The following is a 13,374-nucleotide window of genomic DNA, read 5'->3' on the forward strand; positions in this document are numbered from 1 at the left end:
AAGGTAAAAGGGATAACAAACAATTAATGAACGATTGTATAAAGTATTTGATTCCAGATTCTCTTATCTATTCAAAAAAAGAGGTCAAGAACCATTTCTTCTTTAGATTCCCAAACAATAATTTTTTATCTAAAAAAATATGCACTACTCACTGTCCCACCACACTTTCTGAAGTGTAGTATTAAGACCATTTAATGGTGCTCGGTTAATAGCTTCATCTGCATTTGCCTGATTTTTATCTGTTGTTTTACTAGAATAAAAATAACGTGTTGGTATTTGAGTCGCTACAGCATCTCTACCAGGACTTATAACTGGAAAATTTAATCTACGCCAAACACTATATCCTTCAAAACCATTATTAATATGATCTAACCAACGTTGGATCGCAATTTGTTTGATTTCGTTACCCACAAAATTAGCATCAAGACTAGCTAGGTAATCTACACTTTCTGTAGATGTAATATCAATTTCATATCGTTTACAAGATGCTTCTACTCCATTGATATAAGTTGTTTTAGCATCTCCGGATATATAGCCGCGATGTATTGCTTCTGTTTTTATAAAAAGAAGTTCTGCATAAGTCATTAACCAAAATTTATTAAGATTCTGAAATTCAGAACTCAATAAAGAACGCGTTTCATTTTCTTCTGTATCAGATGCAATTCCAATGGGTTGACCTACAAATTCTGGTGTTCCGGCTGTTACAGAATTTGCTGTAGGGTTTAATAAAACAGACAGGCGAGGATCTTGTTGATCACTTATAGCATTATCTCCTCCTTCTCCTTTCATAATATCTACAACTATTGAAGACAATCGCACATCTTCTATATCAGGATTTTCTGAAGTAAAAGGCCAATCTTCTGAATTATTATAAGAAAACACCGGTTCATCGTCTATACTATCAAAAAGAGGATATGTAACTGGATCATCAAAAATGTCTCTAATTTGAGTATTCACCATCTCGATATTAGAGATTCTCATTAATAACCTCATGCGTAAAGTATTGGCAAATTTTCTCCATGCCATCTTATCTCCATCAAATAATAAATCTCTAGATTCATCGATTCTTTGGCTTTCGCTATCCGGAGAATTCATCAGTAAGTTGTTGGCATCTTCAAGATCGGCAAGCATCACCTGATACACATTAGATTGTGTATCATACTCTGGAAACAAAAATTTGTCTTCTAAACGAAATCCTTGTCCAGCATTTACATAAGGAATGTCCCCAAAAAGATCTGTAGTATAACTCAGGATATATACTTTGTAAATTTTACCCAAAGCTTGGTATGCCAAATGTCCTTGTTGTTCTGCTTCAAAAGCAAGGAAACTTGCATTCCTTAGTGCACCGTTATTCTCAGAATAAACGGTTTCCCAAAATCTTCTGCTTTCTGCATCTTCATCATGGGTTAAAATACCTACATCCGAGTTTTTCACTGCAAATTGTTGTGCTAATTGCCCCGGTATTCTATATGAAGATGTTACCTGATTTATAAAACCGGGTAAAATTGATCCAAAAAGTAAGTCAATACTAGGGTTTTCTACAGATTGGTTGGGATTAACATTGATTTCTTCAAGACTTTCGCTACAACCAGTTACAAAGAGCAGAGAAAGTATTGTTATACATGTATATGAAAACGTTTTAATGAGTTTCATTATATTTTGTGTTTAAAATTTTACGTTAAGTGACATTCCTATACTTCTCGCAGAAGGAATTGCAAAAAACTCTCCTCCCGGTAATTCTCCACTATACCCTGCTACTTCAGGATCAATATGAGGTACATCATCCCAAAGCAATAAGTTTCTTCCAAACAATGAAATGTTTGCATCTTGCAACTTTATTTTTTTCAAAAAAGGTTTTGGTAAACTATAAGTAAGTTTTAGTTCTCTTAATTTAACAAACGTTCTATCAAAAGTACCTACTGCATCATTATCAAAATATCTTCTATAAAAATTCGACGTTCGGGCATATATTGTAGTAGGCGTGGTCTCACCTGTGTCACTATCAAGCAATGCTCCTTGCAAGGCTACCCATTGTTCTCCGGATTCAACAGTTTGGCCATTATCAATTGCACCTTGTACTGCAACAGGATCATCTCTTCTTTGTAATGTTACTGATTCTTCTAATGATCCTAACTGATTTCCTACCACATAAGTTCTAGAATATACTTCTCCTCCTTTATTGATATCAAATAAGAAACTTAGATTGATATTTTTATATGTAAATGAGTTTTGAATTCCTGCTATCCAATCTGGTGTTGCATTACCTAATAGAGGTTTTGCCTCATCAACCAGATTTCCTACATCATCTGATTCTTCTGACCTACCATCTGGGCGAAAAATTTGCAACCCTTCTCTACCTAAATTTCCATTTTGATCTACTCTAAGTAAATAATCTCCATAAAAATTACCAAAACTTCCTCCGTCAACAATATCAAGATTGATCCAACGCTCTGCCAGTGTAATTCTATCCAAAATGGTCAAATCTTTAACTTCGTTTTCATTTTTTGCCCAATTCAAGGTTACGTCCCACGTAAATGAAGGTGTTTTGAGAGGGGTTACGTTCAAAGATAGCTCAACCCCTTTATTAATGATAGTGGCTGGCACATTGATAACTCTTTCTAAAAACCCGGATTCTGTTGCCAAGGGAATTTCTGCTATTTGATCTTCATTTTCAGTTTGATAATAGGTGACATCAAAACCAAACCTACCTTTGAAAAAACCTGCTTCTACTCCTACTTCTTTAGAAATTATATTTTCTGGTATTAAGTCTTTATTATTGAGAACACCTGATATGCTATTTACAGAAATTCCTTCTGCAGAACCTCCTCTAAAAGTAAGTGGAGTCGTTTGATAAGGATCGGTATCATTTCCTACCTCTGCATAACTTGCTCTAAGTTTCAAATAATCAGTACGCAATGCAGAAAGGTTAAACATCTCTGATACCACAGCACTCAAAGAAGCTGAGGGATAGAAATAAGAGTTATTATCTTTGGGTAAAGTACTTGACCAATCATTTCGTGCTGTAAGATCAAGAAATAAGTAATCTTTATAACCGATGGTAGCTCCTCCATACAAACTGTTTATCCTTTTTCTGGAGATAAAGTTTTGAGCTGTTGGTATTGAAGCACTATTTGAAAGATTAAAAAAGCCCGGAGTCACTAATCCATCAACACCGCTATTGCCTCGAATCTCTTCTATTTTTTGATTAAAATGATTACCTCCCCCGATGAGTGTTAAAGAAAAATCTGAACTTAATTTATTATTATATGTTAACAAAAAATCGGTATTATCCTCTCTAAAAAACACATTTGCTTCTGCATAAAAACCATTTCTATATGGGATATGTGAAAATGCTTTTCTAGTCGTTCGCTTATCACTATAAAAATCTCTCCCGGTTTTTATATCCAGAGATAAGTGGTCTGTTATTTTATAATTAAAACGAATATTACCATATACACGATCCCTTCGGTTACCATTGAGGTTTTCATTTACCAGAAAATAAGGATTATTTACAGATTCATCAGATGTAGCTTGTTGTTCTCCCACTCTTGAAGGTTCCCAATAATTTCTTCTTAATTCGTCTAAACTCTCATTTCCTCCAAGCTGTAATAATGTAAAAATGATATTAGATTCACTTTTTGCACCTATATTTGGTCTATTATCACTTTTACTATTGATATAGTTTACAGATGCGCCAACGGTAAATTTTTGAGATGCATTGTATGTAGCATTAAAACCTACAGTATTTCTGATTAAATCAGTATTAGGAACCATCCCTTCTTGATCAAATCGGGTATACGATAATCTAAAACTCCCCTTTTCATCTCCATTAGTAATAGAAAAACCATTTATAAATGTTGTTCCTGCTTCTAAGAAATCTCCTATGGGGTCTTCACCTAATCTATTAACCCAAGGTCTATTGATAGGTACACCGGGGGCATTAGGATTATACTGTGGGATAATCTGACCGTCAAATCTTGGCCCAAAATTTCTACCTATGTTTGTATTAAGATCGGGATAACCATAAAATCCATTATTTCCTTTTCCGAATTCAGTTTGAAACTTTGGTGTTTTTAAAGGTGTTTGCATCGAAATACTGGATGTAAGTGTTACTCCCAATCCTTTTTGACCTTTCCCGCTCTTGGTTGTTATTAATATCACTCCATTTGCTGCTCTTGATCCATATAGTGCTGCTGCATTTGCACCTTTAAGTACCTGTACACTCTCGATATCCGCAGGGTTAATTTCACCGGCAGCATTACCATAATCGACCTGTTGTTCTCCTCCGCCAACGCCTTCTCCCAAAAAACCGCTTTCATTTGGATTAGATGGCCCTCCAAACACTCTAGAGGTTTGATGAACTTCGTTACTAATCGGTACACCATCGATAACAAACAAAGGCTGGTTTTTACCTGATATGGATTTGTTTCCTCTAAGAATGATCGAAGATGAACCGCCTATTGCTCCACTGGTATTGGTAATTTGTACTCCAGCAATCTTACCACTGAGCGTGCTTAGTAAATTGGTTTCGTTAGATTCTTCTAGCTCTCCACCACCTATTCGTTGTGTCGCATATCCTATTGTTTTTTCTGCTCTTTTAATGTTTAATGCTGTTACAACTACTTCGTTAAGCGCACTTGAACTTATAGTAAGCGGAATCGTCAATACTTCTTCTGAAGTAACAGTTACTTCTTTATTTTCATACCCTAAATAAGAAATGATCAATACGCTATTTACAGGTACGGTTATTGAAAAATTTCCATCAAAATCAGAAGTAGTACCTGTGTTTGTTCCTTTTAGCTGTATAGTTGCCCCCATCAATACATCACCAGATTCTTCTTCTATAATTTTACCTTCTACTTTTATTCGATCTTGTGATGTGTCTTCTAATGAAGTCTTAAAATTATTAGGAATAGATTTTACAATAATTCTATCATTAATTCTCTTAAACTTAAGAGAAAAACGTTGGGAAATTTTCCCTAAAATATCTTGTAGGCTTTCTTGTTTTGATTCTATTGTGATCGTATTATGAAGTGGTATATTAGACTCTACATATGCGAATTGAAATTCAGTTTTTTGTTCTATTACCTCAAAGGCCTTTTCTAATTTTACATTTTGAAGATTTAAATCCAAATAAATACTGTTCATACTTTGAGAATATGTCCCATTAGCAAACGAAACACTAATAAACAATGTTTGCAGAACTAAAATCTTTAAAGCATGTTTTGACATGACGATCAATGCTTTAATTAAGTTTTTTTCCATACTTTTGTGATGTTTTGGTAATTATAATTATTGAAACAGTCATCTTGATGAATCTTACTATCGGTATGGCAGTACCTTAAGATTCTTTTCGATGATTAAAAATTCTAGATCAAGTGCCATATTCTGGCACTTTTTTTATGATTAATTGTTATTTTTTACATAAGTTTTTATTTTTTTAAAAAGTTTGTTTTAGCATCCGGTCCCATCGATTTCTACAATGCTATCTTTTATTTTGAATTCAAAATCTCCAGCAAATTTTAAAGTATTAAGAACATTGATCAAAGGTTCATTTTCAAATTTTGCTTTTAGTTTACATTTTTTGATTGCATTGTTTTTGATTATTATTTTAACTCCATACCACCGTTCTAGTGTTTTGGAAATATCGTCTAGACGTTCTCCATCAAAAATCAAAATATTATTTTTCCAAGCTGTAACTTTATCAAGGTCAAAAGCTTGTTTTGCATATTGATTCGAAGATTTTTTGTAAACAAACTCTTGTGAAGGTTCTAAAATATCCAGATCATTATTTGCTTGGTCAAGTATCTTTACTTTTCCTTCTACGAGAGATATGCTAATAATAGAATCTTCTTCAAAAGCTTTGGTATTAAAAGTAGTTCCAAGAACCTTTGTAATTAGGTTTCCTGTTTTTATCAAAAAAGGCCTATTGGAATCTTTAGTTACTTCAAAATATGCCTCCCCAACAAGTGATATCTGTCTTTTATTCTCAGAAAAAGTTTTTGGATATGTTAATTGTGTATTTGAATTTAGGTAAACCTTTGTCCCATCAGAAAGAATAATAGATGATCGCTGTCCTTGCAATGTAGTTTTGGTAATTAGATCATCTATAATATCTGGATTACCAACATAATTTCTAAAATAAATACTAAAAGGAATGACTAAAACCAACAAAATGGCAGCAATTTTTGCAATAGATTGTACCGTTCGTTTTCTTTTGTGTGTGCTAACAATAGAAATTTTCTCTTTATTATGTATCCGATCAATTCTATTAGTAAGCTTTTTTAATTCTATTTCCTTCTTTTTTTGATCTATATGAATATTCTTATATGACGCTTCCCAAATCAAGACGATCTCATCATAGACTTTCTGATTAGTATCATCTTTAAGAAAATTTCTAATGTTTTCATTTTCTTCGGGAGAAGTTTCTCCTTTAAGAAATTTAATTACCAAATTATATTGCTCTTGCTCTTTCATACACCCATAAGACAATAAAATAAAACGTCTCTATTACAACAAAAACACGATTTAAGAATTAGATAATATTGATAATATTAACGTAACATTACAAATGTTTTAACACATCTCATTATCTATAGTGTTACGACTTTTATTAACAATTATTTAATGATTTGAAACGATAATGCTATTTTGAATTTATTTGTTTTGATAAAAATTTGCCATGACTCGGGATCAAGAGGATATTGTTTTATGGGAAAAACTAAAAAAGGGGGATCATAAATCTTTGGAAATCTTATTTTTAAGGTATTATGATCATCTCCTTGCTCTGGCAAATTCATATTTGAATAATGATGATGCCGAAGAAGTGATTTCTGATGTTTTTTTCCAATTGTGGTTTAAAAAAGAACAAATTAACATCAGAGTTTCTCTAAAGGTATACCTCTACAAAGCGACACGTAATAGATGTCTTAATATCATAAAACATAATAAGAAAAAAGACGAAAAAATAAGAAGCATTTCAGAATATAATCTTCATCAAGACAACGATCAACCCGACCAGTTATTAATTTATGAACAAACAAAAAAACAACTTGAGGTTTTTATTGAAGAACTACCTCTACAATGTAAGACTGTGTTTCGTCTAAGTAGATATGATGACCTCAGTCATAAAGAAATTAGTGAAATTCTTGATATTTCTGTTCATACCGTAAACACACAAATGTATAGAGCCCTTAAGTATTTAAAAAGTAAATTGCCATTGGTTAATCACGCTCTTGATTTATAACAAAAATAAAAAAAGGATTATCTGAAATATTAATTCACAGATAATCCTTTTAGTTTAGTTATGATTTACCAGAAATCAATTCATTTCCTTAATTTTTTATAAACTGAAACTTTGATTTTCCTAAAATTGTAATTATATAAACTCCTTTTGGTAATGTATTGGTTTCTAAAACTTCAATATCATTTTTGGCAGTTGCTTTCATCACGTTATATCCATTCAGATTATGTACTATAATTTGATCACCGGTTTCTATTCCTGTGATTGTTATATAATCTTTAGACGGGTTAGGAAAAGCTTTGATATCAATTACAGATTGCAGAGATGAATTCTTTTGAGAAACTGTTTCGTAAACAAATGTCTCCCATCCTTTGATTACCGATCCTCTTGCCATAAGTGGTGCACCCTGACTACTTATTCTAGCTTGTACATACTTGTCATTGACTTTTGCTTTTAATGCAAATTGATTATCTGAAATAGAAATCCACTCAAATTTTTCCCAATTACCAATCTCTTCTCTATCAGCAACAAGAGGAATGTCATTTGATAATTTTCTATCAGCAGAAACGAAGAAATCATTTGCTTTTGATTGTAATGCTACATATCCATTACCTGCATCTATTACCAAAAACTGCTCTCTTATATCTGCACTTCCTTTATCTGCTCTAAGAAAATTCTTTTTAAGATTACTTTCTACAGTTATATACTTTTGGTTTTGATTAGATTTTATCCATACTATGCTTCCTACGGGTATAATGGGTTGAGTCGTACTTGATCCTACAAAAATTTGTATTGTTTTTGTTGATTCTGCTCCATCATTATCTGTCGCAATGGCTTTGAGTGTATATTCTCCATCTTCTAAATCTTTTAGTAGTTCATCTCTATTCGGATTGTCCCCCCATTCATAAGGGCTACGAGATTCCTGGCGAACAAAATCATCATTAAGATATAATTTTACATGTTCTATAGCTCCATCTTGATCACTTGCAATTACTACTGGTTTTAAATCTATACCTGTGGAAAATGTGTCTCCATCACTTAGTGATTTAAATTCTAATACCGGTGGGGTATTAGCATTAGAAGAAGACTTAACCTTTATTGTTATTGAAGAAGAATTTGTTTCTCCTTCATTATTGGTAGCAACGGCTCTCAATGTGTATGAACCTTCTTTCAAATCTTTTAGTTCATCATCATTACTATTTACTCCTCCCCATTCAAAAGGTTTATTGGTATCCGTACCTATGAGATCATTATTTAGATACAGTTTTACATTTCTGATCGTACCATCATTATCAATTGCTTCTACAACAGGTTTGATATTTACTCCAATTGTAAATTCTTGGTTATTATTAGGTTCAATAAAACGTACAATCGGTTTTTGATTCCCATTATCTACAGTGCCTAAAACTACAGGGTATAATGTTCCTCCTTTAGGAGCTTGACTTTCTGGTAATGCCGGGAAATTTGTTGCCGGATTTCTAGGTTTTACCTCTCTTGGCCCTTTATACAATACTTTTGAATCAGACCAAGGAGTTGCTCCATTATGATTTTCTTCCAGACAATTGTTTTTATAAACAAAATTTGGTTTTTCTGAATTATCATGTTGGGTAGACCAAGGGCCCATAATTGCAAAATAATCAGGTTCGCTATTACTGTTATAGGGAGCATTTGGAGTATCTGCTTTACCATTTGGCATATCTCGTGGTAAAGTAATTCTATTATTTTCTATTAAGTTATTTCCTTTGTCACCACTATGAAAACTTACTTCTTGTCTAAAATCATTATCATACACCACATTATACTCTACATTTCCGCCTTGTAATGAGATATGTCTTAAATGTGTAATTCGACAACCAGTTATAAGGTTATACGCTCCCTGAACAAAAAAATAACCCTGAGCACCACCAGACTTTTTGTGAGCACCATCTACATTCAGATCTCTAAATGTGTTATGATTACCTGGTACTCTAAGAGGATCTCTTGCACTATTAAAGATATTAACTTTATCAAGCCAACAGTCTCGAGAATCTTTAATTTTCACTGAAATATTATCATTATTTCTTAGCTCATCATTAGCATTGATACCATAGTTCCAATCGTACTTTGGTTTGCCCCAGCTACCTTCTATTGTTAGTGTATAAATACCACTTTTATTTACTTTAAAAAAGCTGAACGCATCTCCATCATTCATTCGTATAACACACTTTACCCCATCTCGACTCTCTCCAATAAGAGACACATTAGATTTCATTGACACCTTACTGTTAATAGTATAGGTACCATTTTTTAAAAACACAGCTACAAGTCCATTTTCTCGTGATGCATCATTGATTGCTCTATTGATATCAGCACTGTTTGCGCCATCTTCTAATGTTTTTACAATTTTAATGTCTTTTACATGAGGAATTCCTCCTCTTACTCCAGCTTTTTGCCATTCTTGCATCTGAGGGTAGCGACTATCATATTTTGAAGTATCAAAAGTTACTTCGGGATCTCCTACCCTAATTTGGTTTTGAGCTGAAATCGAAAAAATCATGCTAAAAACAAAAAGTATGAATATCCAATATCGATGATACAAAAATGACTTAAGTGAATTTAATTTCATTGTTTATGATGTTTATCGTGTTTGTATTAAAATTCTATTCTTTAAAAAAAGCATCTAAAATCCGGGGTAGAAATCATATTGAAGATGTTTTATTTCTTAATGAATTGCATTTTAGTTTTACCAACAATTGAAATAATATATAATCCGGATTGAAGCTCAGAAACATCAATGGTATCTTGTTGTCTGTTTACTGATATTTTTTTCATGATTTTTCCCATTAAATCATAAATAATTACAACATCATTTGTTGACAACCCTTTGATACTAATGACATTTTCTGTTGGATTTGGATAAAATGTAAGGTCATCTGTGTTTTCTAGAGATAGATTTTTGTTATTAGATGATATGATTTTCCATTTTTGATTGTTATTGGCTTTACTATATCCCCAAATAGTCACATTAGCATTTAAGGCTCCTTTTTCTCTATCTAAACCTTTATTGGTACAATGCATTGGTTGCAGACCATAAACTCCAGTGCCATTACTTACTATTTTCCATTTTTTATGATTCCCAGAAGCATTTGTCCATGTAGCAACATTAACTCCATCACTACATTTTGCATTAGGAACTTCTAGAAAACGATTAGTTCCTTGGTTTTTAATTGTATATACATTGTTTCCTTCATGGTTAAACATCCATACCTGGTCATTATAATTCAATGGATTGTGCATAACTGCACTATGTTGTTCAAGAGCTCTTGATAATAATCTCTGATTTGATTGAGTAGATGTTATATAGTAGGCTCCATTTGTTATTAATTGAGTAGATGGATTTGTAACAACTACATTATCGACCTGATCCCTGTTTATCGCATCTCTCCATGTTGTTCCTGTTGGGCGTATATGTACTTTATACACATATCCTGAACCAGGTTGAGGAGCTTGGGGTAAATCTACAGTGATAGATTTTGTACCAGAACCAGCAGAAACGATTTCCTGTTTGCTTGCTAACCAAGATGTCGAAGACCAAAACTCTACTACAATTTCTCTATTTGTTTTTGCTTCATAATCTATGTTAAACGTATAGCTAGTTTTTGAAGGAATAGAAACTGGTGCATTTTTGAAACTTACTTTATCATTTTTACCCGTTCCATTGTCATCAACAAGTTTATATGTTCTCACCCAATCATAATATGTTGTTCTAGAATCAGCAGAACCTTGCATCCCTCCACCATTAGGAACCGGATTCCAATCATAAGTTTCGGTCACAAGACGTAAGTACATAGGAAGGTTAAAATCTGATGGTGGTTTTATTTTGTAAACAAATTTTCCATCTAGATAAAACAATACCTCATTTTTATTTTTCCACCATGCACCGTAAGTATGATAAGCTTCCCAAGATTGTCCTCCGAGACCTTCTTTACCACCTTCTTGACCTACCGGGGTACTATTACACTGTACATTTCTACTGTGTGTATTAGAATTCATACTTCTTATGGTATTATTAATCCAACTAGCTCCTCCTGAGTTTACCCCAACAGTTTCGGTTATATCTAGCTCTGTAACTCTTCTATTACAACCAGAAAGCTCATTTCTTTGGTTAATCAACCAAAATGTTGATGACATAAAGGTTCTACTAGCCTTCATTTTACATTCATAATAACCATATAGTGTACTATTAATAGACCTCACTAACCCGCCGGCATGTGTATATCTATTTCCGTTTACGGTTTCTGCAGAACCCAATTTGTAATTGGTGATTTGCAGGTTACCATCTTTGACTTTTACAGCATTTGTCTTAAAGATTCCCGGAGGTCTTCCTATCCAAGTAGATACATTAACTGCCCATTTTGAAGTATTCAACGAATTCCCTTCAAATTCATCTGATAGTATTTCTACTTTTTCCCATTTTTTGCCCTGGGGAGGGGTAGGTTGTGCATAAGATTGTAGGGTTGCTATTAATATGATAGCATACCATACTGTTTTGATTTGTTTCATAGTTGAGATTTATGTTTGTATTTGTGTTAAGATTATTTTTTGATCATTTGAAGTTGTATCTCTCCGGCTACAGATATGATATATATTCCTTTGTCTAAATCTGAAGTTGTAATTGTTTCTTGATCAGATGTAGCTACTTTTATACTTATAATATTACCAAGTAGATTATAGATTACAATTTCTTTTCCTTGTATATTGCCAGTAATTGTTGCTTGATCTTTGACAGGGTTTGGGTATACAACTATAGAATTTTGGATATTTTTTATAGAAAGGCTTTTGTTATTAAATGGTATGATCTCCCATTTTTGATTAGAATTGGTATTACTATATCCCCAAATGTGCACATTTGCATCTATCTCGCCTCTTTGTCTGTCGAGAGCTTTTGTGATGCAATGCATAGGTTTCAATCCGTAAACTCCAGAACCATTACGTACAACTTTCCATTTTTTATGAGCATCATTTGCATCTGTCCAAGTAGCCACATTTACACCATCTCCACATTTTGCATAAGGTACTTCTAAAAATCTACCGGTTCCTTTGTTCTGTATAGTATAAACATTATTACCTTTATGATCAAAAACCCATTGTTGGTCTTCAAAATTTCCGGGATCATGCATTCTTGCACTGTGATTCTCCAGGGTTCGTGATAATAACCTTTGATTATTTTGTGCAGATTTAATAAAATAGGTTCCATTATCGATAAGTTGCGTAACACCTGTAGTATTAGACACAGGCTTATAGGTACGTATCCAATCAATATACATTTTATTAATACTATTATTATTGAGCTCTTGATTTGATGGTCTAATACCCGCATTTGATTTCCAGGTATGCAGTTCTGTATTCATAATAATATGCATAGCCTGATCAAAAAAGCGATTTCTAGGATCTCTCAGATCGTTTGACCTGTTTAGTTTTCTTACTAAATTTCCATCAAAATAGAATTCAAATTCTGTAGCACTTTTCCAGTAGAGTCCAAATCTATGATAGCCATCTCTTAGAAATACATTTCCTTCAGAATCATGAGATTTTGGCGAATTAGCTAAATCCAGAAAAGGTATACGTCTAAAAATGTGATAGTTTGTTGCCATTTTTCTTCCCGCTACATTTTCTGCTCCATAAGTCTCTGTGACATCAATTTCATTAACATCATCTGCGCTTAACAACCAAAAGTTTGACGACAAGTTAATACCACTACATCGCATTCTTACTTCTGTATATACAGGATATACGACAGGAGTTTTTGTCGTAACATGACCACAATACACGGTTTTTTTGGGAATATTAGTAACTCTACCGGCTTTGATTCTGAGATTACCTCCTGTAACATCAGAATGATTTGAACTAAATTGTGTTTCGCCTGGACCAGACCAGCCTCCTCTATGATTATCTAACCATTTACTTTTGAAAGTTGAGTTTTTACCATTGTAATTAAAATCATCTGAATGTTGGTTTTGTATTTGCCAGACTTTTCCATTTCCGGGATTGGCAGGAATAGGTATCCCCTGCCAATCTTGTGTGTATGCTTTTACAAAAATAAAGAGCATACACACAAAAATTATTAGGTTTTTCATGAGTTTGTATTTGAT

General features: G+C 33.1%; 7 protein-coding genes. 1 reads left to right on the top strand and 6 read right to left on the bottom strand.

What is annotated here, in order from left to right; genetic code table 11:
* Positions 1–144: 144 nt before the first annotated feature.
* The 3 genes from FHK87_RS19300 to FHK87_RS19310 all read right to left on the bottom strand — a co-directional run bounded on the left by FHK87_RS19300 (position 145) and on the right by FHK87_RS19310 (position 6,477).
* A complete protein-coding gene (locus FHK87_RS19300) occupies positions 145–1,653 on the bottom strand; it encodes a SusD/RagB family nutrient-binding outer membrane lipoprotein (protein WP_140595422.1) in 1,509 nt (502 codons plus the stop codon).
* Positions 1,654–1,665: 12 nt separating this feature from the next.
* Positions 1,666–5,265 carry a SusC/RagA family TonB-linked outer membrane protein gene (locus tag FHK87_RS19305; protein WP_140595424.1) on the bottom strand — a complete coding sequence of 1,200 codons (3,600 nt, stop codon included), beginning with the start codon at positions 5,263–5,265 and terminating at the stop codon, positions 1,666–1,668.
* Positions 5,266–5,454: 189 nt separating this feature from the next.
* Entirely contained in the window at positions 5,455–6,477 is a 1,023-nt protein-coding gene (locus tag FHK87_RS19310) for a FecR family protein (RefSeq protein ID WP_140595426.1), read from the bottom strand.
* Positions 6,478–6,682: 205 nt separating this feature from the next.
* Between FHK87_RS19310 and FHK87_RS19315 the strand changes: the two genes are divergently transcribed.
* Positions 6,683–7,246, top strand: coding sequence for an RNA polymerase sigma factor (locus FHK87_RS19315; protein WP_140595428.1), 564 nt, complete (start codon positions 6,683–6,685; stop codon positions 7,244–7,246).
* Between the two features lie 88 nt (positions 7,247–7,334).
* Here FHK87_RS19315 and FHK87_RS19320 read toward each other — a convergent pair whose 3' ends face one another.
* From FHK87_RS19320 to FHK87_RS19330, 3 genes are all read right to left on the bottom strand, one after another.
* Positions 7,335–9,848: an Ig-like domain-containing protein gene (locus tag FHK87_RS19320; protein WP_140595430.1), complete on the bottom strand. Its 2,514-nt coding sequence runs from the start codon at positions 9,846–9,848 to the stop codon at positions 7,335–7,337.
* An 89-nt stretch (positions 9,849–9,937) separates the two neighbouring features.
* Entirely contained in the window at positions 9,938–11,785 is a 1,848-nt protein-coding gene (locus FHK87_RS19325) for an RICIN domain-containing protein (RefSeq protein WP_140595432.1), read from the bottom strand.
* Positions 11,786–11,817: 32 nt separating this feature from the next.
* Positions 11,818–13,359: an RICIN domain-containing protein gene (locus tag FHK87_RS19330; protein ID WP_140595435.1), complete on the bottom strand. Its 1,542-nt coding sequence runs from the start codon at positions 13,357–13,359 to the stop codon at positions 11,818–11,820.
* Between the last annotated feature and the right edge of the window lie 15 nt (positions 13,360–13,374).

Origin of the sequence: Aquimarina algicola (assembly GCF_006443095.1) — a bacterium.
GTDB classification, from domain to species: Bacteria; Bacteroidota; Bacteroidia; order Flavobacteriales; family Flavobacteriaceae; genus Aquimarina; species Aquimarina algicola.

What these genes read in the sequence shown, in the direction of transcription:
- FHK87_RS19300 (WP_140595422.1), bottom strand. Translation starts at nt 1,653, where the DNA reads ATGAAACTCATTAAAACGTTTTCATATACATGTATAACAATACTTTCT.
- FHK87_RS19305 (WP_140595424.1), bottom strand. Translation starts at nt 5,265, where the DNA reads ATGGAAAAAAACTTAATTAAAGCATTGATCGTCATGTCAAAACATGCT.
- FHK87_RS19310 (WP_140595426.1), bottom strand. Translation starts at nt 6,477, where the DNA reads ATGAAAGAGCAAGAGCAATATAATTTGGTAATTAAATTTCTTAAAGGA.
- FHK87_RS19315 (WP_140595428.1), top strand. Translation starts at nt 6,683, where the DNA reads ATGACTCGGGATCAAGAGGATATTGTTTTATGGGAAAAACTAAAAAAG.
- FHK87_RS19320 (WP_140595430.1), bottom strand. Translation starts at nt 9,848, where the DNA reads ATGAAATTAAATTCACTTAAGTCATTTTTGTATCATCGATATTGGATA.
- FHK87_RS19325 (WP_140595432.1), bottom strand. Translation starts at nt 11,785, where the DNA reads ATGAAACAAATCAAAACAGTATGGTATGCTATCATATTAATAGCAACC.
- FHK87_RS19330 (WP_140595435.1), bottom strand. Translation starts at nt 13,359, where the DNA reads ATGAAAAACCTAATAATTTTTGTGTGTATGCTCTTTATTTTTGTAAAA.